The sequence below is a fragment of the Nonomuraea sp. KM88 genome (genome assembly GCF_052245635.1).
Taxonomy (GTDB): Bacteria; Actinomycetota; Actinomycetes; order Streptosporangiales; family Streptosporangiaceae; genus Nonomuraea.
Genome location: NZ_JBQQCC010000003.1, coordinates 220,160 through 238,674, shown reverse-complemented (window position 1 = coordinate 238,674; position 18,515 = coordinate 220,160). Strand labels below are relative to the sequence as shown.

24 protein-coding genes and 1 tRNA gene are annotated in these 18,515 nt (G+C 69.7%); 6 read left to right on the top strand and 19 right to left on the bottom strand.

All coding sequences use genetic code 11. The features are described from left to right. Positions 1 to 37: 37 nt before the first annotated feature. Positions 38 to 1,105, top strand: a complete 1,068-nt coding sequence (locus tag ACTWPV_RS10740) for a PucR family transcriptional regulator (RefSeq protein WP_443151628.1) — start codon at positions 38 to 40, stop codon at positions 1,103 to 1,105. Here the strand turns inward: ACTWPV_RS10740 and ACTWPV_RS10735 are convergent. From ACTWPV_RS10735 to ACTWPV_RS10725, 3 genes are all read right to left on the bottom strand, one after another. Beyond that, positions 1,090 to 1,809: a glycoside hydrolase family 16 protein gene (locus ACTWPV_RS10735; protein ID WP_443151627.1), complete on the bottom strand. Its 720-nt coding sequence runs from the start codon at positions 1,807 to 1,809 to the stop codon at positions 1,090 to 1,092. The two genes, ACTWPV_RS10740 and ACTWPV_RS10735, sit on opposite strands and share 16 nt — an antisense overlap. Positions 1,810 to 1,957: 148 nt before the next feature. Next, positions 1,958 to 3,061 (bottom strand): glycosyltransferase, encoded by a 1,104-nt coding sequence (locus ACTWPV_RS10730; protein ID WP_443151626.1) that lies wholly within the window; start codon positions 3,059 to 3,061, stop codon positions 1,958 to 1,960. A gap of 104 nt (positions 3,062 to 3,165) precedes the next feature. Beyond that, positions 3,166 to 5,001 (bottom strand): SpoIIE family protein phosphatase, encoded by a 1,836-nt coding sequence (locus ACTWPV_RS10725; protein WP_443151625.1) that lies wholly within the window; start codon positions 4,999 to 5,001, stop codon positions 3,166 to 3,168. A gap of 58 nt (positions 5,002 to 5,059) precedes the next feature. Here ACTWPV_RS10725 and ACTWPV_RS10720 point away from each other — a divergent pair, with 58 nt between their 5' ends. Further along, positions 5,060 to 5,776 (top strand): ANTAR domain-containing response regulator, encoded by a 717-nt coding sequence (locus tag ACTWPV_RS10720; protein WP_443151624.1) that lies wholly within the window; start codon positions 5,060 to 5,062, stop codon positions 5,774 to 5,776. 3 nt (positions 5,777 to 5,779) lie between these two features. Here ACTWPV_RS10720 and ACTWPV_RS10715 read toward each other — a convergent pair whose 3' ends face one another. Beyond that, positions 5,780 to 6,136 (bottom strand): STAS domain-containing protein, encoded by a 357-nt coding sequence (locus ACTWPV_RS10715; RefSeq protein ID WP_347643144.1) that lies wholly within the window; start codon positions 6,134 to 6,136, stop codon positions 5,780 to 5,782. Positions 6,137 to 6,312: 176 nt separating this feature from the next. Between ACTWPV_RS10715 and ACTWPV_RS10710 the strand changes: the two genes are divergently transcribed. Then, positions 6,313 to 7,083 (top strand): SigB/SigF/SigG family RNA polymerase sigma factor, encoded by a 771-nt coding sequence (locus tag ACTWPV_RS10710; RefSeq protein ID WP_443151623.1) that lies wholly within the window; start codon positions 6,313 to 6,315, stop codon positions 7,081 to 7,083. Positions 7,084 to 7,157: 74 nt separating this feature from the next. Further along, positions 7,158 to 7,514: an ATP-binding protein gene (locus ACTWPV_RS10705; RefSeq protein ID WP_347642912.1), complete on the top strand. Its 357-nt coding sequence runs from the start codon at positions 7,158 to 7,160 to the stop codon at positions 7,512 to 7,514. A 150-nt stretch (positions 7,515 to 7,664) separates the two neighbouring features. On the opposite strand, the gene ACTWPV_RS10700 is transcribed toward ACTWPV_RS10705, so the two are convergent. From ACTWPV_RS10700 to ACTWPV_RS10685, 4 genes are all read right to left on the bottom strand, one after another. Further along, positions 7,665 to 7,859 (bottom strand): hypothetical protein, encoded by a 195-nt coding sequence (locus ACTWPV_RS10700; protein ID WP_347621399.1) that lies wholly within the window; start codon positions 7,857 to 7,859, stop codon positions 7,665 to 7,667. A 6-nt stretch (positions 7,860 to 7,865) separates the two neighbouring features. Beyond that, complete coding sequence (locus tag ACTWPV_RS10695; protein WP_443151622.1) at positions 7,866 to 8,591, bottom strand: hypothetical protein; 726 nt, start codon at positions 8,589 to 8,591, stop codon at positions 7,866 to 7,868. Positions 8,592 to 8,596: 5 nt separating this feature from the next. After that, positions 8,597 to 9,142 carry a hypothetical protein gene (locus ACTWPV_RS10690; protein ID WP_443151621.1) on the bottom strand — a complete coding sequence of 182 codons (546 nt, stop codon included), beginning with the start codon at positions 9,140 to 9,142 and terminating at the stop codon, positions 8,597 to 8,599. A gap of 70 nt (positions 9,143 to 9,212) precedes the next feature. Beyond that, a complete protein-coding gene (locus ACTWPV_RS10685; RefSeq protein ID WP_443151620.1) occupies positions 9,213 to 9,638 on the bottom strand; it encodes a hypothetical protein in 426 nt (141 codons plus the stop codon). A 95-nt stretch (positions 9,639 to 9,733) separates the two neighbouring features. On the opposite strand from ACTWPV_RS10685, the gene ACTWPV_RS10680 reads away from it, so the two are divergent. Beyond that, positions 9,734 to 9,807, top strand: a tRNA-Pro gene (locus tag ACTWPV_RS10680). Positions 9,808 to 9,876: 69 nt separating this feature from the next. On the opposite strand, the gene ACTWPV_RS10675 is transcribed toward ACTWPV_RS10680, so the two are convergent. The 6 genes from ACTWPV_RS10675 to ACTWPV_RS10650 form a co-directional block, all read right to left on the bottom strand. Continuing rightward, on the bottom strand, positions 9,877 to 11,100 hold the full coding sequence (locus tag ACTWPV_RS10675) for a tyrosine-type recombinase/integrase (RefSeq protein ID WP_443151619.1): 1,224 nt from the start codon (positions 11,098 to 11,100) through the stop codon (positions 9,877 to 9,879). 3 nt (positions 11,101 to 11,103) lie between these two features. Beyond that, entirely contained in the window at positions 11,104 to 11,337 is a 234-nt protein-coding gene (locus ACTWPV_RS10670) for a helix-turn-helix transcriptional regulator (protein WP_443151618.1), read from the bottom strand. Then, positions 11,334 to 12,716, bottom strand: a complete 1,383-nt coding sequence (locus ACTWPV_RS10665) for a replication initiator (protein WP_443151617.1) — start codon at positions 12,714 to 12,716, stop codon at positions 11,334 to 11,336. The genes ACTWPV_RS10670 and ACTWPV_RS10665 overlap by 4 nt, the downstream gene beginning before the upstream one ends. Further along, entirely contained in the window at positions 12,713 to 12,949 is a 237-nt protein-coding gene (locus ACTWPV_RS10660; RefSeq protein ID WP_443151616.1) for a hypothetical protein, read from the bottom strand. The genes ACTWPV_RS10665 and ACTWPV_RS10660 overlap by 4 nt, the downstream gene beginning before the upstream one ends. A gap of 136 nt (positions 12,950 to 13,085) precedes the next feature. Then, positions 13,086 to 13,232 carry a hypothetical protein gene (locus ACTWPV_RS10655; RefSeq protein WP_443151615.1) on the bottom strand — a complete coding sequence of 49 codons (147 nt, stop codon included), beginning with the start codon at positions 13,230 to 13,232 and terminating at the stop codon, positions 13,086 to 13,088. Between the two features lie 116 nt (positions 13,233 to 13,348). Next, complete coding sequence (locus tag ACTWPV_RS10650) at positions 13,349 to 13,513, bottom strand: hypothetical protein (protein ID WP_443151614.1); 165 nt, start codon at positions 13,511 to 13,513, stop codon at positions 13,349 to 13,351. Positions 13,514 to 14,384: 871 nt separating this feature from the next. Between ACTWPV_RS10650 and ACTWPV_RS10645 the strand changes: the two genes are divergently transcribed. Continuing rightward, positions 14,385 to 14,966: a hypothetical protein gene (locus tag ACTWPV_RS10645; protein ID WP_443151613.1), complete on the top strand. Its 582-nt coding sequence runs from the start codon at positions 14,385 to 14,387 to the stop codon at positions 14,964 to 14,966. Positions 14,967 to 15,130: 164 nt separating this feature from the next. Here ACTWPV_RS10645 and ACTWPV_RS10640 read toward each other — a convergent pair whose 3' ends face one another. The 5 genes from ACTWPV_RS10640 to ACTWPV_RS10620 form a co-directional block, all read right to left on the bottom strand. Beyond that, a complete protein-coding gene (locus ACTWPV_RS10640) occupies positions 15,131 to 15,352 on the bottom strand; it encodes a hypothetical protein (RefSeq protein ID WP_443151612.1) in 222 nt (73 codons plus the stop codon). A gap of 298 nt (positions 15,353 to 15,650) precedes the next feature. Continuing rightward, positions 15,651 to 15,812: a hypothetical protein gene (locus ACTWPV_RS10635; protein WP_443151611.1), complete on the bottom strand. Its 162-nt coding sequence runs from the start codon at positions 15,810 to 15,812 to the stop codon at positions 15,651 to 15,653. 20 nt (positions 15,813 to 15,832) lie between these two features. Beyond that, positions 15,833 to 16,156: a hypothetical protein gene (locus ACTWPV_RS10630; RefSeq protein WP_443151610.1), complete on the bottom strand. Its 324-nt coding sequence runs from the start codon at positions 16,154 to 16,156 to the stop codon at positions 15,833 to 15,835. A gap of 113 nt (positions 16,157 to 16,269) precedes the next feature. Next, positions 16,270 to 17,040, bottom strand: a complete 771-nt coding sequence (locus tag ACTWPV_RS10625; protein WP_443151609.1) for a DUF2637 domain-containing protein — start codon at positions 17,038 to 17,040, stop codon at positions 16,270 to 16,272. 293 nt (positions 17,041 to 17,333) lie between these two features. After that, positions 17,334 to 18,506 carry an FtsK/SpoIIIE domain-containing protein gene (locus ACTWPV_RS10620; RefSeq protein WP_443151608.1) on the bottom strand — a complete coding sequence of 391 codons (1,173 nt, stop codon included), beginning with the start codon at positions 18,504 to 18,506 and terminating at the stop codon, positions 17,334 to 17,336. Positions 18,507 to 18,515: the final 9 nt, after the last annotated feature.

Sequence of the window (18,515 nt, the reverse complement as noted above, 5' to 3'; positions counted from 1 at the left end):
ACGCGCGTAACGCCGGATGTGGCAGGCTGTCATACACATGCACAAATCGGCAGACCTGCAAGAGATCGTCGACGAGATCGCCGCCAGGCTGGGGGCGTCGGCGACGCTGGAGGACCGCTCGTTCCGGCTGCTGGCCTACGGCGCGCAGCACGGCGCCATCGACACGGTCCGCCAGGAGTCGATCCTGCGCAGGCGCGCGACGGGCGAGGTGCGCGACTACTTCGAGCGCTACGGCATCGCCGGGGCCGACGGCCCGGTCAGGATCCCCGCGGACGCCGAGCTGCAGGTCCTGGCGAGGGTCTGCTGGCCGCTGCGCCACCGCGGCGTCACCTACGGCTACCTGTGGCTGCTCGACTCGGGCGAGCTGGGCGACGCGCCCCTGCACGCCGTCGCGCCACTCGTCGCCAGGGCGGCCGCCGTGCTCGCCCAGGAGGCCAGGAGCCGGCAGGACATCGGGCGCGGGCTGCTCGGCCTGTTCTCGCCCGATCCCGAGGAGCGTGCCGAGGCCGCCATCGAGGTTCCAGGGCCGGTCGCGGCCGTCGCCGTACGCGAGTCGGACGAGCGCGTGGCCGCCCTCTGGACGTTGCCGCGCGGCGTGCTCGCCCGCGCCGGCTCACCCGTCGCCCTGCTCGCCCCCGCGCACCTCGCGGGCGAGGTCGCGCAGACCCTCCAGAGCGCGTACGGCACCGCGGCCGGCATCGGGGGGGCACGGAACGACCCGGGCGAGGCCTGGCTGAGCTGGCGCGAGGCCCGCCATGCCCTGCGCATCGCCGAGCACTTCCCCCGCCACGCGCCCGTCGCCCGGTGGGAGGACCTCGGCGTGCACCGCCTGCTGGCCCGGCTCGGCCCGTCGGACCTGCGCGAGCTGGCGGCCGAGACCGCGGCACTCGACGGGGAGCTGGCCCACACCGTGGAGGCCTATCTCGACCACGGCGGCCACGCCCAGAAGACCGCCGCCGAGCTCGGCATCCACCGTCAGACGCTCTACTACCGGCTGGGCAAGGCCGAGCGCCTCACCCACAAGGACCTGTCGGACGGCGACGACCGCCTGGCCGTGCACCTCGGTCTCAAGGCCGCCAGGCTGAGCGGTCAGGACGCCCGGTAGACCTTCACCCAGTCGACGTACATCGACACGGTGCGGGGCGTGGAGGAGTCGCGGCAGCGGGGCTCGCACACCACGTCGTTCTGCAGCGCCAGGCCCATGCGGCGGCCGCTGGGCACGTGCGCGCCGCGGTAGTCCCAGTACTTCTCGCCGTCCAGCCAGACCGTCAGCCGGCCGGGCAGCCAGTCGACCGCCACCGTGTGCCACTTGGTGAAGTCGGCCTTCAGCGTCTTGCGCGCCCGGTTGTGCCCTTCGTGCACGAAGATGCCGCCGCCCTGCCGCTTCGGGTCGACGATCTCGGCGAAGTCGACCTCGGCGTAGCCGCCGCCCTCACCCTGCCGTGTCGGCCACAGCAGCGCCACCGGCGTGTACCCGGCGCCCGCCTCAGCCTTGAACCTGACCTCCCACCGGCCGTACTCCTGCGCGAGCCGGGTGGCCACGCCGCCTGACAGGTCCTTGCCGCCGTACATGCCGCCCTTGAGGCGCAGCACGCCGTTCGAGACGGACGCGGCCTTGCCGGTGCGGGGGTTCCGCTCGGCCCCGGGGGAGTGGTAGATCATCCACTTCTTGGTGTTGATCGACGAGCCGTCGAAGTTCTCTACGAGGACCGGGTCGCCCCAGCCCGCCGTCTGTGCCTGCGCGGTCTGGGGGAGGGCGGCGACGCATGCGAGCGCCGCGGCCGCCAAGATCGGACTGCGTTGGGACATGCGCTCCATCGAAGCAAAGATTTCACCCTGATAACACCCCATCCGTCACATCAGTCAGTTTCGTCACAAGGACCAGCAGACCGGTCACAGAGCTCCGGACATGGTGCCGGCAGGCGGCTTGCGCCGCCTGCCGGAGTGATGGGGGGCGTCAGGCGCAGGCCGCCTCGTAGACGCGTACCAGCTCCTGGCTGACCCGCTCCCAGGAGTAGCGCGAGCGCGCCCGGTCGGCCCCCGCGTAGCCGAGCGCGGTCCGCAACGTCGGGTCCCACAGCAGCTCGCGTGCCAGGCGCGCGGTGCGCGCCGGCTGGTCGGGCGGGACCAGCAGGCCGGTGACGCCGTCGACGATGGAGTCCAGGTGGGCGCCGACGGCCGAGGCGATCACCGGCACGCCGCAGGCCATCGCCTCCAGGGCGACGATCCCCGTGACGGCCTCCCGCGGCACCGACACCACGGCGTCCGCGCTGCGCATCAGCTTCGGTACGGAGGTCCGCTTCACCTGGCCGAGGAGCGTGACCCGGTCGGCCACGCCGAGCTGCTCGGCCAGGTCCCGCAGGCGCTGCGCGTCGTGGTCGTTCTCCAGCTCCTCGGGTTCGGGGCCGCCGGCGATGACCAGCTCCACGTCGCCGAGACCCTGCAGCGCCCGCACGATGGTGTGCGCGCCGCGTTCGGTCGAGAGAGGGCCGACGTGCAGGAGCCGCTTGCGCGAGCCCTTCGTGGCGACCGCGCCGCGACGCTGGAAACGTTCGGTGTCGATGCCGTAGGGGACGATGGCGATGTTGTGGCGGGGGACCCCGAGCCGGATCAGCGCCGACTCCTCGTCGCCCGAGCCGGCGATGACCGCCTTGGCCCGGCGGCCCAGCGCCCGCTCCAGCTTCTGGTGGGCGGCGTCGACCGTGTGGAACGTCTGCGTGACCGGCACGTCAAGCCCCTTGGCGCCTGCCACGGCGGCCAGGCCGCTGGTCCACGAGTGGGCATGGATGATGTCGGGCCTGTCCTGGCGCCAGCGCTTCATCAGGTGGGCCCCGACGTCGTTGAGGTAAGGGACGACGTCGTCCGCGGAAAGATCACGGGCCGGTCCCACGTCGATGTGCTCCAGCGTGACTCCCGGGGCCACCCGCGTCCTGGGCTTGCCCTCGGCGTCGTCACGGCGGGCGTAGATCGTGACGTGGTGTTCGCGCCCCAGCTCACGTGCCACCGACAGGATGCGGTGCTGCTGGTTTCCGTTGGACGAAGCGACGATCGCGATATTCATGGCACACCCCAGCATGGAAAAGCTTCAAAGGTGTGCCTGCGTCTTAGGCACGTCGTTCTGCACCGACCATACCCAGCTTCGGCGGAAACGCAAACCCCTACAGATCAGACACCTCGGAGCGCGAACACCACGATTTCATCCCACACCTGGCCCTCCGAGAACGCGTGCCGATCCGCCTCCACCGCCTTGACCACGGTGGACGGCGACTGGCCCGCGCACCGGCCGAGCACGTCGGCCAGCCGCTCGTCGCCGTACGGCTCGCCCTCGGCGTTCCTGGAGGAGACCAGGCCCTCCGAATAGAGCACCAGCGTCTCGCCAGGGGGGACCGTCAACGTCTCGACCTGCGTCTCCGCCTCGGCCGCGATGCCCAGCGGCACGCCGCCGCCCGCGACGAAGCGCACCGTGCCGTCGTTGCGCACCCGCGCCGCCGGATGGTGCCCCGCCGACGACAGCCGGATCGTACGGCCCTGCACGAACCCCGCCACGGCCATCACGAACAGCCCGGAGCCCTGGGCGACCAGCGCCTCGTTGACCTTCCGCATCACCAGGTCGGGGTCGGACTCCCAGACGCTCAGCACCCGCAGGCCGCCCCGGACCATGGCGGTGACCGACGCGGCCTCCTCGCCCTTGCCCGCCGCGCCGCCGAACGCGAACCCCCACCCGCCGGCGACCGGGAACACGTCGTAGAACTCCGCGCCCACCGACGCCCCCGGGTGGTAGACGGCCGCCGCCTCGTAGCCGGGGATGTCGGGCAGGTTGCGCGGCGCGACGCTCGCCGACAGCGCGTCGGCCGCCCGCGCGCGGCTCTGGAAACTGCTCTGCGCGCGCACCGCCAGGCCCAGCTGCAGTCCCACCTCCTGCATGACGGCCAGGTCGGCCAGCGCGAACGGCTGCCTGTCGTGCGTGCGTACGAGCGTCAGCACGCCGTCCCGGCCGCCGATCGGGACGCTCAGCAGCGAGCTCGCGCCCATCGCCGTCAGCACCGGCCCGTCGGCGCAGAAACCGAGCAGCGTCTCGTCCTCCACCATCTCGTGCACCACGCCGGAGCCCCGGTCGAGAACCTGCAGCACCACCTGGCTGGTCGCCGGGTCGGCGGACTCCACCTGGCGGGCCAGCTCACCCAGAGGCTGGTCCTTCGGCGCCATCACGGCCGAACGGCGCGGCACCCCGTCGCGCACCACGTCGGCGATCACCCAGTCGGCCCACTCGGCCGCCAGCAGCCGCGTCGCCCGCGGGAGCGCGACCGGACGCCGCAGCGCCTCCTCGTCCAGCAGCAACGTGGCCATCTTGACCAGTAGGTCCTGCCGCCTGGCCGCCGCCAGCAGCAGCGCCCCGTCGGACTGCTCGGGCCTGCGCGCGCCCGGCTCGGGCACCTGCACCTCGATCGGCAGCGCGATCGCCGCCACCATCTGCTGCGGCTCGCCCGGCATGGTCAGCCTGATCATCGCCAGCTGCACGGTGTGCGTGCGCCCCTGGTGCGCCAGCCGGGTCTCGAACGCCGACGGCTGCCCGGTCTGCAGCACCGACGTCAGGTGCGACCGGAACGCCGCCCGCCGCGACACGTCCACCAGCAGCGGGAACGACCGGCCCACGAGGTAGCCGTCGGGGCTGCCCAGCATCCGTGAGGTCTCCGGGTTGATCCGCCGCACCACGCCGCCGCCGTCGAGCACGATGACGGGCACGGGGAAGGCCCTGAACACCTGGCGCAGCAACTTCAGCTCGCGCTGCGCGCCGCCGTCCTTCTTCGCCCCTGCCCGCTTCGGGGACTTGCGCAACTGCTCCCTGGCCTCGGCCAGCAGCTCGGCGGCGGTGTCGAGCTCCGCGAGCGCGGCGTCCAGCGTGGGCGCGAGGTCCGAAGGATAGGCGGCCCTCGCCGCACGCAGCGATGAGACGCGCCCGGCCAGCGCGTCCAGCGCGTGTTCGAAGTCCGGCGTGGTCATGGTCTGACGCTACGCCACGCGGGATAATGCTAGCCATAAGGGGTAGAGGCTTGTTGCTATGGAATCCACCGCGATGCTCACCCCCGGACTCGCCCGTGACCTGGCGGCATTGGGCCGCCTCGGGGAGGACACCTCGACAGAGAGCGTGCTGCGCGGCCTGACGACCGCGCTGACCGCGGGTGTCCCCGGCTGCTCCGGAGCCTCCGCCGAGCACTGGCGCGATCACCGGGTCCTGGTCTCCGGCTCGCACAGCGAGCTCATCATGCTCGTCGAAGGCGAGCACGAGCTGGGGGAGGGGCCGTCCACCGAGGCCAGGCAGAGCGGCGGACGGGCCACCGTCGCCGACGTGCTCACCGAGAACCGCTGGCCGCGCTACGACGCGCTGGCCACCCGCTGGGGCGTGCGCTCGGTGCTCGCCGTCCCCATCGACGTGGCGCCCGCCGTGCTGGTCGTCGGCCTCTACTCGGTGCGTCCCGGCGCGTTCTCGCCGCAGGGCGCCCACTCGCTCTCCGACATGCTCACCGAGCAGGTCGGGGTGGCCATGGCGAACCTGTCGGAATTCGACGAGGTGCGTACGGACGCCGCCCAGCTGCAGGAGGCCCTCGCCGGCCGGTCGGTGATCGACCAGGCCAAGGGCATCATCATGCAGACCAGCGGATGCACGGCCGAGGCCGCCTTCGAGGAACTGCGCAGGATCTCGCAGCACCACCAGGTCAAGGTGGCCGACCTGGCCAGGCTCCTGGTCGAGGAGCACCAGCGCAAGTCGAAGGGCTGAGCCTCACCCGATGGCGGCCAGGGCGTCGTCGAGCGTGTCGTAGATCGGCAGGCGCTGGGCCAGCCCTGTGATCCACATCACCTTCGACTTGGAGTATTCGACCCCGATCAGCGCGAACTTCGCGCCCGAGGTCAGACTCGTCTGCCAGTGGTGCACGATCAGGCCGAGCGCGCGCGAGTCCATGAACGTCACTCCGGCCAGATCGAGGATCAGGCCGGTGCCCGCCAGCGACAGGTAGTCGGCGAACTGCTCGCGCGTCGTGGCGTCGAGCACGCCGTCGACCCGCACCACGGTGACCGAGTCGACGGTCGATGACGTCAGGCTCAGAGCCGCCGCGGGCCCGTCGCCGTTTTCCGGCATTGTCACGGAGCAACCCTACTGTCACCACGCCAGGGAGGAATACTTCCGGCGGCACGGGGGACACTTCTCGCGAGGTCCAGCAGAGGGCTTCCGTCTCGATAGTTGAGCGAGGCGTGCCTCTGCCTGGGCTTCTTCGCTTGGGGGGAGACCGCCTGCGAGCCGTACGAGGAGCAGCCATGGCTGTGCAGGAGCACATCCTCGAGGAGATGAGCGCGGAAGAGCTCCTGGCCGAGATGGTCAGGGAAAGCACCTCCAGCAGCCACCGCGAGCGGCTGCGCGAACGCATCGTCGAAATGCACCGTCCGCTCGCCATGGAGATCGCCAGACGATACCGCTACCGGGGCGAACCACTGGAGGACCTTCTCCAAGCCGCATATGTTGGCCTGATGAAAGCCGTCAACGGCTTCGACCCCAGCCTCGGGCACGCGTTCAGGGGCTACGCGGTCGTGACCATGACCGGTGAGGTCAAACGGCACTTCCGCGACCGCACCTGGGCCATCCGGGTGCCGCGCCTCTACCAGGAACGCCGCTCCGAGCTCAACAGGCTCGTCGCCGATCTCAGCCAGGACCTCGGCAGGTCGCCCACCGTCGCCGAACTGGCGGCGAAGATGAACATCACCGAAGAGGACGTCCTGCTCACCCTCGACGCCTCCGCCGCCTACAGCACCCTGTCGCTCGACGCCCCGCTCGGCTCCGACGACGACGCGGCCTCGCTCGGCGACGTCATCCCCGAGGACGACGACACGCTGAGCACCATGGTCGACAGGGAGGCCGTCAAGCCGCTCATCGACGCCCTGCCCTCCCGGGAGAAGCACATCCTGCTGCTGCGCTTCTTCGGCAACATGACGCAGGCCGAGATCGCCGCCGAGTTCGGGATCTCGCAGATGCACGTGTCACGCATCCTGCGCAAGGTGCTCGATCAACTACGCGCCGAACTCGTCGGCTGAACAGGGGCGGTCGCCGGGTGAACGAGGACGTGGAGCCCCAGCCGGGCCACACGGGCCCGCCCCCTGGCGCGCCCGTGAAACGACTACGCTTCCGGCTGCCGGACCTGCCGCAGGTCCGGCAGTTCGCCGAAGAGGAGGCCCGCGAGGCGGGCATGGCGGAGGACGCCGTCGCCGACTTCGTCATCGCGATCAACGAGATCGCCACCAACGCCGTCACCCACGGCGGCGACCAGGCTGTCCTGCGCACCTGGGCGGCCGGCGGTGACCTGGTCGTCGAGGTTCACGACAAGGGCCCGTGGAAACCGGGGCCCCTGCCGGGGGCCGTGGGCGGCATGGGGCTCTGGGTGGCCCGCCTGCTCGCCTCGGAGCTGACCGTGCACACCGGAGAGGCCGGCAGCACCGTCGTCATGCGCTTCCCCGGCAAGGCGTGACCCGGGGAAGGGGCTCCCCGGAACACGTGACCAGGAGACGGAACTCCGGGCAATGCGTGATCAGGAGAAGGGGCTCCGGCGCGGCGCAACCCGCGCGGCGCGACACGGCGCGCCGCCACATCACCCGGGCGGCGCGCGGACCGCGCGTCGTCAGCGCCTGGCGCGGCCACGCCAGCCGCCGTAGCTGCGCACGCTCGCCGTGCCGATGCCTGCCTGGTGCAGAGCCAGCAGGGTCAGCCCCAGCAGGACGAACGTCATACCGGAGACCCCTCCGGGGATGTTCACGCCCAGCAGGTCGAGCAGTAAGCCCAGCCCGAAGACGATCGCCGCGACTATCGCGAGCATGCCAGGTCACCTCATCCCGTGGCTGTGGCCCTGGTGGTGCGCCTGGCCGGGCGCCTGGCCGGGCGCCTGACCGGAGCCCACCGGCGTCTGGCCGGGGGATCCCGACAGGTCGAGCAGGCGCTCCAGGACGGTCCGGTAGTCGCGCAGCGCCAGCCGCAGCTGCTCGGTGTCCTGCGCACCGGTGCCCTTCCAGCCGTCCCGCAGGGCGCCCGTGCGGCTCGTGAGGCTGCTGGTGAACGACTCCACCACCTCGCCGAGCAGACCGTCGGCGCGCCGTAGGGCCTCGCCGGGGTCGTCCACGAACGACGCCTGCAGGTCGCGCCAGCGCGCCTGCACCTGAGTGGGGTCCTGGTCGAACAGGACGACGTCCTGGGGAGCCGCGTGCGCCGGGACCTCCTCGGGTGCGGCCTGGACGTCGACCGGGCCGGGCTCCGGCTCGGTCCGCAGGTCGCCGCCGGTCCTCGCGTACGGGTCCCGGTAGGCGGCGTCCTCATCCGGCTCGGCCGATGGGTCCGCGCCGGGAACGGCGGGGTCGTACTCGTCGGCGGAGCTCTCCAGCCCTTCATGGCGGCCGTCGGCGCGCCCCATGCTCTCGGGACGGCCGGCGATCGGCCCTCCGGCCTCCTCGCCGGGCCTGCGGTCCGCGACCGCCCGGCCTTCGTCACGGTCGTCGCCGCGGACCTCGTCGGCGCGCTGCGACGGCACCTTCAGCTCGTCGTGGCTGTTCTTCATCACTCTCACCGTCCTCGCGTGGTCTCGTGCAGCAGCTCCTCGAACAGGGCCCGGTAGTGGACCATGGCCTGCCGGAGCTCCTCCGTGGAGGCCTGCTTCTTGGCCGCCCGCCCGCTGATCTCGTGAGCCGTCCGGTAGTGGTCGAGGGTCTCCGCGTGCCCCACGGACAGGTCGGACAACCGCTGCTCGAAGTCATCCGTCGGGTAACCCCGCTCCGCCATGACCGCGGTGACCAGCTGGTCCGCCTCGGTCACCGCGAAACCCGGCGCGTCCACGAAGCGCTCCTGCACCTCGGTCCACCGGTTGGCGTACGTCTCCCGCGACTCCTCCGGCAGGGGATGGATGTCGAGCTCGGAATGCCGCTGCTCGCGGTCGAGCAGCTCCTGCTCGGCGTCGCGGCGGTTGTCATGGTCTGCGACTATGCGCTCGTACTCGGGGCCGAAACGCTCACGGAGGTGGTTACGGCGCTTCTGCTGCTGCACGACGTAGGCAACTGCGGCGAGCGCCACCACCGCGATGACGACGACGGCCACCCAGATGTAGGTGGTCATGATGTTCGCCTCCGGTCTCTTTGTCGAGACCGGCCGACTTCCCGGGAGAGCCGTGCCGAAACTTTTGCCCTCAGCTGGCTTCGAGCGCCTTCCGCGCCGCGGCCAGCACCGACGCGACATGTGAGCCCGCTGGTGACGCGGGGACCTCGCTGAATCCCGCATCGGGGTCGTACCGCACGTCCAGCCCCTCGTCCACCAGCCGCTGCGCCCAGCGCAGCGCCGTGTTCAGCCGGTCGGACGCCGGCGGCTTCCCCTGCGCCGCCGCCGACAGATTGCGCAGATTGGTGGCGGGCCCTGACTGGACGTGCGCGCGGGCCAGCTTCCACGGGAGGGCGGCGCGGTGGTCGAGCATCGGCTTGGCCAGCCCGGCGGCCCGCTTGGCCTGCAACACCCCGGACGTGCTGACACCGAAGTGAGCGGCCAGCTCCTGCACGCTCCTCCCCTCGGCGACCAGCCTGGCCAGCTCATCCCGATCAATGGTCGGCTTACGCCCCACCCGGCCCCCTCCGCTCCCGCTTTCCGTGTACGCGTGCACCTTCGATGTGCGCTAAGGTTATGACGTCCCGCCCCGCAGGGGGCGGCCGACACAATCGGGACGTAGCGCAGCTTGGTAGCGCACTTGACTGGGGGTCAAGGGGTCGCAGGTTCAAATCCTGTCGTCCCGACGGTAGGACAAAGCCCGTCATCTGGAGAGTTCTCCAAGATGACGGGCTTTCGTCGTCCCCGGCCACCGATCACCGGTCGCCCTCGATCAGCCGCAATTGGGGACCATCGGGGGACCACCGAGGCGCCCGCAGGTGCGCGCTCAGCGCGGTTCCGGCGTCGGCGATCGTGCGCAGATCCGGGTGCAGGTAGCGCTGCGTCGTGGTCAGCGACCCGTGGCCAGCGATCTTACGCAGCACGTGCACCGGCACGCCGGCATCGGCCATCCAGGTGAGCCCGGTATGCCGCAGATCATGGCGCCGGAAGTACTCGTATCCGAGCGCGGTCACCACCTCGTCCCAGTGCGTCGCGTCGCGCAGCACGGCCGTGCTGATCCGGCCCCCGCGAGGACCCGTAAACAAGCGTGCCTTGGGCCTACCTCCCACCGCGGCCACACGGGCGGCGACGAGCTCACGCACCTCGCCGATCAGGGGCACCGTGCGAGCCCGCTTGCCCTTGGTGCCCTTGTCGATCAACCCGCCAGGGCCGGGCGTGGTCTGGCGGCGCACGGTCCACAACCAGGAGTTCAGATCCACGTCCTCCACCCGGACGCCGGATACTTCACCGATCCTGGCCGCCGTGCAGGCTGCGAAGATCACTACATCGCCCCACCCGCCATACCGGCCCGCGGACCGCTCGACGAGAGCCGCGGCCAGTGAGGTCAGCGCCTGCCACGTGGGCAACGCCAGCGAGCGCGGATCGTCCAGTTCGTCTTCAGCGCGCTGGAACTCGCGTTGCCAGCCGCTCACTCTCGCGGGGTTCCGATCGATCACGCCGTCTCGTACTGCCTGCTCCATCACCCGTACGAGAACGGCCAGGCTGTTCTTGATCGTCGATTGGCTGCACTCATCAGCGATCCACGCATGCACGGCGCGATCTACGACTCCGTACGTGATCAGCCGTACGGGGAGGTGACCCAGCGTCGGCACCACCCGCTTGCGCCATCCGGCCAGATAAGGATCAAGCGTTTTCCGCTCCAGACCGCGCAGCGCGAGCTTCATGACGCTCTGGCCGTAGTCGGACAATGGCGCGGTGGCGAGGAGAGGATCGACCCCTCCACGCGCGGCTGCCTCCATCGTGTCCAACCATGCCTGAGCCTGCTCTGGTGTCTCGAGCGACTCCGACTTGGACAGCCGCTTCTTGGTCACGGGGTCTATCCAGCGCACCCGAGCCCGGTACGGCTTGCGCCGGTTCGGGCGGTGCTCGACGTCCGGCGACAGCGACACTCCCACCGGGGGAAGCTGCTTGTCGGCCATACCTCAGGCTTCCTCCGGAGCGGTGCGGCGGCTTTCCAGCCAGGTGCGCACGTCATCGACGCTGTAGAGCGTCATACGCTCAGACAGGCGCACGAAAGGCGGGCCCTGCACGGGTTTCTGCGTGCGCCAGCGTCGCAATGTCGACGGATCCACCTTTACGAGCTGGGCGAGCTCTTCGGTCGTGTACCACCCCGCATGCAGGAGATCAGGGCTGGCAGTAGCTGACGTGTTGATCATGGGATTCCCTCCTTTGCTGCGGTCGGAAGCACGGCCGCGAGAAGCGATTCGCCTGTGGTGTAGCCCTGACCGGCGAAGCTCCAGTGGGCCAGCACGAGCGTTGACTCCTCCGCCAGGTCGGGCCGTGCGTCGAGGAACTGGGCGCGGCGGTAGTCGGCGCGTTCGTTGCGGATGGCGCCGAGGGTGGTCGAGTAGGCGCGGGAGCGGGTGGAGAAGTGGCCGCGGAATCCGAGCATGTGCGCCCACTTGCGGAGCTTGAGGTGTTGCAAGTCCGGGTGCCTTGTCGGGCTGCCGAGTGTCCAGGCGGTGCGGATCAGGCGCGCGGCGTGCTGGGTTGCGCCGTGCTCGTGCAGTCGCGCGAGGTCGTGAGGCTGAATGCGGCGATCCAGGGTGCCGGAGGTTTCGGCGCTCTTGGTGGCGTATTTGGCGATATAGGCGGCTACGGCCTGCTCTGAGAGGTCTCCGTTGAGGTCGCCGGTGTGGATGGCTTTGACGTCGACCTGGCGGCCCCAGACGAGCTCTCGCGTAGGCTGGCCGAGGTCCGGGGCGGTCAGGCTGACTGCGGCGGCGGCCGAGCGTATCGCGGCCTCCAGCAGGTCGAGGGTGGCCCAGGCGGGAGGTTCGACGACGTCGGCCGGGTCGTCGGCGCGGCCGTCGAGACGGATGACGGCGTGGAAGTGCACGATGCCGCGGGCCTGGTATTCGGCGACCTTGGCGAAGGAGACCCGTACGGCTTTGGTGAACGCGGTGTGGGTCAGTCCTGCGGCGGCGGCCAGGTGGCGGCGCAGGTAGGTGGTGAAGCGGCGCCACAGTTCGCCCGCGTGGGCGTTCCACAGCACGTGGCCGATGTAGTCGTAGGAGTCCGGGTCGAGCGGTTGGCCGAGCCGGGAGTCGTCGCTCTTGTGCCGCTCGAAGCAGGCCGGGCTGGTGCGGCGCGGGTGGCAGACGCGGCGGGTGCCGTTCTTGTCCGGGCCGCGGTGCACCGGTCCGAAGGAGGGCGCGGTCAGGGTGGCGAACACCTTCGGGTGGGTGCGTACGGTGGTCGGCACGCCCTTTTCGGCGCCGAGGAGTCCGGCGCGGATCAGGTGGTAGGTGTCGCGGCGGTACAGCTCGGCGCAGGAGGGGCAGCGGGAGGCGCGGCGGTTGCCGCAGCGGATGAGCAGCTGCCCGTGGGGTTCGCGGTCGGTGCTGTAGCTGGAGATGACCTCGCCCGAACGGGCGTCGAGGGTGAGGGTTTCGCCGGTCAGGCGTACGGGTTCGGTGCAGCCGCCCAGGCGGTGGACTTGTTCGAGCCAGCGGTTCAGGTCGGTGCCGGAGCGTCGGGCCAGGTCGCGGACGACCGGCCCGACCAGCTCGGCGAGCGGCGCGGGTGCGCTCACCCTCGTTGCCTCCTTACCTCGATGACGTCGATGCGGGCACGGCAGGCGTCGCACTGCCGGTCGGCGGGCAGACGCTGGCCGCAGGCGATGACTCGGCGCTGGCCGTTGGCGTTGACCTGGACCGGGCGTTGGCAGTGGGCGCCGGTCGCGGCGGTGATGTGCCGAGTCACGCTCCACGGGTGGTCGGCGTCGTCGGCGTAGGTTTCGGTGATGTGGACGCGGTAGCGGGTCATCGGCCTGCGTGCAGTAGGCCGGTTCCGGTGCAGTCGCCGCAGCGGCGCCATCCGCGGCAGTTGCCCGGGTCCCACACTGAGCAGGGAATCCACCCTGCGCCGCGGCAGCGATCGCAGCGCTGGCGTACGGGCGTGCTCATAGCCCGAGCCTGTCGAGGTCGTCGAGGGACAGTCGGCCGGTGCCCTTGCAGCGGGGGCACGGGCGGACGTCGACCTTGCCGCGGGATCTGCCGGAGCCGCCGCAGCGGGTGCATTGCATGGTGGTGGGCTGGGTGTGTTGCATACTGGAATCTCCTTTGCTTGACGAGTGAGGGAGGAAGCGCGCCCGCCGGGACGGCGGAAGGCCGGCAAGCTGAGCCGTTCCGTGGGCGCGCACCCCCGTGAATGGTCGAGTCGTGATCAGGTGAGGGCAGCGTTGATCTCGTCTCGCGATGAATTGCGGTAGGCGGCGTTGAGCACGGCATGACAGCGTGCTTGTTCTTTGCTGGTGCCGTAGCGGAGAGCTCTTTCATAAGCGCGTACTGCGGCTTTGAGTCTCTCGACTTGCGACTGGCGAATCATCATCACCGTTCCTCCTTTGCTCATAAGCTGGCTAGTCGAAGGTGACCCAGAACGAGTAGCGGCAGTTGCGGCATCCGGCTTGCACGCCGGCCTCACCGACGAACAGCACCTCGAAGCGCGCCAGTCGTGTTTCGTATCGGCAGTCGGGGCATGTGACCCGCTTATCGTTGGCGTGTACGCGCGGCATCAGTCGGCAATCGCTCGACAGGCCGCAGCGTGTCTTTCCGCCATTGACGGGCTGCCGACGCCCTTGGCGCCGCAACCGTTGCATGAGTACGGTCCCCAGCCGCTCAGGTACGGCTCTATCTGCCAGGTGACGACCGCGCCTCCAGCGGTGCGGTATCTCATGGTGTCCTTCACTGCTGCTCCCTCCTTTCATCGATCGCATTTAGGGCATGCGCCGGTGCGAACGTATAAGTAGCCTCTGCATATCGAGCACCGCTGAGGCGGCTTGCGCGGAGGAGGTCTCTTCCGCCTGCTCATTCGCTGGCGTCTTTCTCGTGGTTGTCGATGCCCGTCCCGTCGCAGTCTCTGCATCGTCGGTTCTCTGGGTCGATGCCGGTGCCGTTGCAGGTGCAGCACGCGTACCACGACAACGGGCGCGTTCGCCTGTTTCTCATGGTCGGGTCACAGGTCCTCCCAGATGATGGCTCCGCAGTTGTTGCAGACTTCGACCTGGTCTTTCTCGTACCAGGTGCTGTCCGTCTGTCCGCAGTCCGGGCAGGGGGGATTGCCCATTGCTGTCTCCTTTCTGTTTCGCTGATGAGTGGCTTTCCGTGAGCCGCCCTCCGACGAGGTGGGCGGCCGGACGCAATGTCACTCAGCGGGAACGGAGTACCCCGTTGCCGTTGCATTTCCGGCAGATTCGGCCTTCGTGGACGTAGCCTTTGCCGAGCGTCCATACCTGGTGTTCTACGCGGCCGAGACCGAAGCACTTATCGCACTTCAACGGCGCAACCTTCTTACCGATCCTCATGCTCACTTCCTTCTTGCCTGCGCACTTCATCGTCTGGTCGCGAATGGGTTAGCGCTGGCCGGTTCCGCCGCATCTGCCGCATCTGATCGAGACGGCCCCGGAGTGGAATTCGCCCTTGCCCTTGCACCATTTGCACGGCTTCTTGTCTCTTGTGTTTCTGCGATGCTTGCCGGCCATGTTCACCTCCTGACGTTCGAGCGGGAATCTGCGGGTAGTTCCTCCGGTGCCGTTGCAGGTGCGGCACAGCCGGAAGCGCTGCATTTTCCAGCGCAGCAGCCACCGATGTTTCGTCACCGTGGTGCAGAGGAGTTTGCGGCCCTCACATGCCGGACACACCTCGACGGTTTCCGGCGGCGCGGGGGTGCGGGGCGGCATCAGCGTGAGCCCTTGCCCCGGCAGGTGAAGCAGGCACGGCGGACCTCGATAATGAGGAGCTGGCCCTTCTTCATCTGGGACTTCAGTTCGGTGATCCTGCCGTAGCCGCGGCAGGTGCGGCATTGTCCAGCTCTTGCCATGACGTTTCTCCTTTGCGTGATGGTGTGAATTGCGGGGACCTCGAACAAACTCGGTTGGTGAATGACGCTCATGGCGCCCGTCCGGGGCTCGAACCCGGCGCCGGCCTGGTTACCGGCGGGCGGACGGGGTCAGTAGCGGCCCTGCGAGATGTCGCGAAGGCGCTCCTTGAGCACGCCGAGCGTCGCTCTGTCCTCGACGTACTGGCGCCGGGCCTCCGCCTGGATCTCCTCCACCGGCGCGCCACGCCTGGCTCGCTCGGCGAGTTCGCCGTACTTGGCGGACGACTTGTGGCCCTGCGCTTCGAGCTCGTTGGCGACGTCGTTGAGCGCCTTGGCCATCTGCTGGTTCACGATGCGGTTCCTTCCTGTCGGGGTTGCGGGGTGGTGCGCGCCCGCCTCGGGGCTCAAACCCGAGGTGCCTGCCAGTCGGGCAACCTGCTGCACTCGCCTGCCTACGTCGGGATCTGCGCGGCCCGATCGCTGATCACGGCATGCCGCTTGTCGGCCGAAGGCTTAAGCGGGGACTGCGGCCGAGCAGCGATTGCCGTGCGCGTCTTGCGGGTCACAGCGGCCTGCGCCTCATCGAGTGGGCGACCCGACGCTGACGTCGGGTTCGGCGAACAGGTTGAGGGTCGTCCCGTTCGCCTCATCAGCCCAGCAGCGCCGCCAGGAACACGGCCAGGTTGTCGGCCCCGCCGAGGATCCGATCCACGACGCCGTTGATCGACGCGGCGGCGGCTTCAGGACGGCTGAACAGGTAGAACGCGACGAACGCGAGCCCGGCGAGCGGTAGAACTCTGCGACGGAACATCAACGCACCTCCTCCCTGGGTCAGGCCGTGACGGCCCCCCGGTAGCTGGTCAGAGCGTCGTAGTCGCGCATGCACCGCTCACTGATCGCCAGCGCTTCGTAGGTGACCGGCCCGAAGTCGCGCGTGGTCTTGTAGTGGCCGCCGCCACTGGCCGGAGAGCTGATCAGCTCGGCCACACGGTCTACCTGGGCGCGTTCTTTGTCGTCGTTGTCGTCGACCACGTGCACCGTTAGCGTCATGCCGTTGCTCGGCACCGGCACCTTGGGGTTGTCGGCCAGGAATTGCGCCAGACGGCGCAGGCCCGCGATGAACTCGCAGCGAACGGTCGAATCGGTGGTCATCATCGGTTCGGTTCTCCTCTCTTCCGAGGGGGCAGGGACTGGTCTCTTCCGAGGGGGCAGGGACTGGCTTTCCATGAGCCGCCCACCGGGGAAGCAGTGGGCGGCCGGATGCAACGTCAGTCCTCCACGTGAGCCACCAGCGCGGCGGCCAGTTCGGGTGCGATGTGCATGCGCGCTCGCAGCACATCTGCGGTGACCGGCCGTCCGTGCGCGGCGCGGTGTTCGGTCGAGATGCGTCGGGCGTAGGCCAGCAGCGCGGGCGAGGGCGATGGGTGCGTCTCGCTCTGGCCGCCGGCACTTTCGGCTACGGCGGACTCCAGCTCTGGCGGACTCTCCGCCTCGCGATGCGGGGGAGGCGGGGTTAGCTCCTCTACGCGGTCCACGCGCGTGTGGTGAGCCGGTTCAGGCGTGGCTTCGCTCGTGGTGGCGGCGAGGGCCGCGTCTTCCCACACCAGGCCGCCCATCTCGTCACCGGAGGCGGGAACGGCGGCGGGTGCAGGCGTGTGCTGACCGGCGCGGCGCTCGATCATGGACATGGCGATCAGGAACGCGCCCGCGGGCGTGGCCGCCAGGATCCAGCCCCACGCGCTACTCGGTGCTTCGGCCAGGTTCGCCGCCAAGGTCAGCACGATCCCGCCCGCCAGCACCAGCGAAGGCCACGACATCAGCCCGCGTCGGCGCCGGCCGGTGCGCTTGTCGCGCTGGATCTCCCGCGCGGCCATCACACACACCAGGTCGATACACACGGCCACCGCCCACGAGCGCCAGCCGTACTGGCCGTACTTCGCAGCCAGACTCGAGATGTGGTCGAAGGAGCCGACAGCGGCGATCACCGCCAGCACCGTCACCGGCCCCGAATCGGCCAGCAGCGCACGAACCCGTGACATGTCTCCGCCTCCTTTCGATCAGCTCCGGGCCCGGCAACCGCAGCCCAGGTGTGTGCACCAGCCCGACGCGTTCGCCCACATCGGTTCGTAGATCGCCCAGCCGCCCGGCTTCGCGCCGCCCGTATGGACCGCTCGTTGGTGGCCGCAGCTTCGGCACGGCCTTTCCAGCTCGCGCATCCCCGTCAGATCCACGCAGCGAGACACTGCACCCCCCTTCCAGCCGGTTTTCGGCAAGACGCGGGTAGGGACTTGGCGTGATCAGGGCTCACGCCTGGGCCGGGTTGTCGAGATCGCTAGACCCGCAGGTCCTCAAGGTCGGGCTCGGCGAACTCCTCCACGTCCGCCTGCTCCAACTCGGCGCCACCGTCCACCTCGATGGCAGGGCCACCGGTCAGCCACGCCCACGAGGGAGCCAGCTCCGCATACTCCTCGGCGGCGGCTTCGGCCTCCTCCTCCAGCACGTGCACCGAACGGGCGTGATGCCAGCGGCTATCGGAGCCGATCACCACGGCCGTGCCCGGCCGGTCCGGCGAGATCTGCCGAGCCGAGGCGACCGCGCGCCGGTCCATGTCGCCCAGGCACATCTTGGCCGTCTCGTCATCGTTGACCATGTGGCAGATCCGGCCGGTCAGCTGCGCTCGTAGCGCGGTGACGCCCTTACCCAGATCCGAGCCCACGCGCTGCCCGCACACAAACAGGTAGATGCCGAACGCCCGGCCCAGCTGCGCAATCCGCAGCAGCCGGGTGGCGACCGCGGCCACCTCTTCCTTCTCGCTGTCCGGATCCGCCATCAGAAACAGCTCGGCCATCTCGTCGACCAGCACCACGATCGGCGTCGGCCGGACCGCTTCCGGCAGTCGCGGGTGCCAGATGTTCTTGACCCGGTACTGCCGGCAGACCTCCATGCGCGCCTTGATGATGCCGACCAGATCCGCCAGCAGCGCAGCGCACTCGCGGCGTTCGGTGGCCAGCGCGGAAAGCCGGGCCTGGTACGGGGTGAACTCCACTCCGCCCTTGAGGTCGAAGCCGACCAGTGCCACCGGTTGTGGCGCCAAGCCCTTGATCAGGGCGTTGGCCAGGTTCGACTTACCCGACTGCGTTGCACCTACGTTGAGCCAGTGCGGCACCGTCCGGAAATCGATCACGTACGGGTTGCCGTTGTCCAGCAGCCCGACCCGCACCCGCAGCAGCCCGTTAGCCATCACCTCCAGCCCGGCCACCGTGTCCAGCGGATCGACCAGCGTGGCCGCCAGCGTCACCCGGCCCGGCTTCCACGACACCAGCCGCACACTGTGCACGCGCCAGGCGTGCGCGAGCTTGTCGAGTACGTCTTCGTAGTCCTCCGGCGTCTGCCCATCATGCAGGTACGCGGTGAGCTGGAACCCGAGCGGAGTCGGGCGGATCAGCCCGAGCCGCGGAGCCTTCTCGACCTGGACGCGGTGCAGCTTGCGGCGCTGCTTGCCCATCAGCCCATG

What these genes read in the sequence shown, in the direction of transcription:
- ACTWPV_RS10695 (WP_443151622.1), bottom strand. Translation starts at nt 8,591, where the DNA reads ATGAAGAACAGCCACGACGAGCTGAAGGTGCCGTCGCAGCGCGCCGAC.
- ACTWPV_RS10700 (WP_347621399.1), bottom strand. Translation starts at nt 7,859, where the DNA reads ATGCTCGCGATAGTCGCGGCGATCGTCTTCGGGCTGGGCTTACTGCTC.
- ACTWPV_RS10735 (WP_443151627.1), bottom strand. Translation starts at nt 1,809, where the DNA reads ATGTCCCAACGCAGTCCGATCTTGGCGGCCGCGGCGCTCGCATGCGTC.
- ACTWPV_RS10620 (WP_443151608.1), bottom strand. Translation starts at nt 18,506, where the DNA reads ATGGGCAAGCAGCGCCGCAAGCTGCACCGCGTCCAGGTCGAGAAGGCT.
- ACTWPV_RS10655 (WP_443151615.1), bottom strand. Translation starts at nt 13,232, where the DNA reads ATGCAACACACCCAGCCCACCACCATGCAATGCACCCGCTGCGGCGGC.
- ACTWPV_RS10740 (WP_443151628.1), top strand. Translation starts at nt 38, where the DNA reads ATGCACAAATCGGCAGACCTGCAAGAGATCGTCGACGAGATCGCCGCC.
- ACTWPV_RS10710 (WP_443151623.1), top strand. Translation starts at nt 6,313, where the DNA reads ATGGCTGTGCAGGAGCACATCCTCGAGGAGATGAGCGCGGAAGAGCTC.
- ACTWPV_RS10625 (WP_443151609.1), bottom strand. Translation starts at nt 17,040, where the DNA reads ATGTCACGGGTTCGTGCGCTGCTGGCCGATTCGGGGCCGGTGACGGTG.
- ACTWPV_RS10630 (WP_443151610.1), bottom strand. Translation starts at nt 16,156, where the DNA reads ATGATGACCACCGATTCGACCGTTCGCTGCGAGTTCATCGCGGGCCTG.
- ACTWPV_RS10715 (WP_347643144.1), bottom strand. Translation starts at nt 6,136, where the DNA reads ATGCCGGAAAACGGCGACGGGCCCGCGGCGGCTCTGAGCCTGACGTCA.
- ACTWPV_RS10675 (WP_443151619.1), bottom strand. Translation starts at nt 11,100, where the DNA reads ATGGCCGACAAGCAGCTTCCCCCGGTGGGAGTGTCGCTGTCGCCGGAC.
- ACTWPV_RS10725 (WP_443151625.1), bottom strand. Translation starts at nt 5,001, where the DNA reads ATGACCACGCCGGACTTCGAACACGCGCTGGACGCGCTGGCCGGGCGC.
- ACTWPV_RS10670 (WP_443151618.1), bottom strand. Translation starts at nt 11,337, where the DNA reads ATGATCAACACGTCAGCTACTGCCAGCCCTGATCTCCTGCATGCGGGG.
- ACTWPV_RS10660 (WP_443151616.1), bottom strand. Translation starts at nt 12,949, where the DNA reads ATGACCCGCTACCGCGTCCACATCACCGAAACCTACGCCGACGACGCC.
- ACTWPV_RS10650 (WP_443151614.1), bottom strand. Translation starts at nt 13,513, where the DNA reads ATGATGATTCGCCAGTCGCAAGTCGAGAGACTCAAAGCCGCAGTACGC.
- ACTWPV_RS10690 (WP_443151621.1), bottom strand. Translation starts at nt 9,142, where the DNA reads ATGACCACCTACATCTGGGTGGCCGTCGTCGTCATCGCGGTGGTGGCG.
- ACTWPV_RS10635 (WP_443151611.1), bottom strand. Translation starts at nt 15,812, where the DNA reads ATGTTCCGTCGCAGAGTTCTACCGCTCGCCGGGCTCGCGTTCGTCGCG.
- ACTWPV_RS10730 (WP_443151626.1), bottom strand. Translation starts at nt 3,061, where the DNA reads ATGAATATCGCGATCGTCGCTTCGTCCAACGGAAACCAGCAGCACCGC.
- ACTWPV_RS10720 (WP_443151624.1), top strand. Translation starts at nt 5,060, where the DNA reads ATGGAATCCACCGCGATGCTCACCCCCGGACTCGCCCGTGACCTGGCG.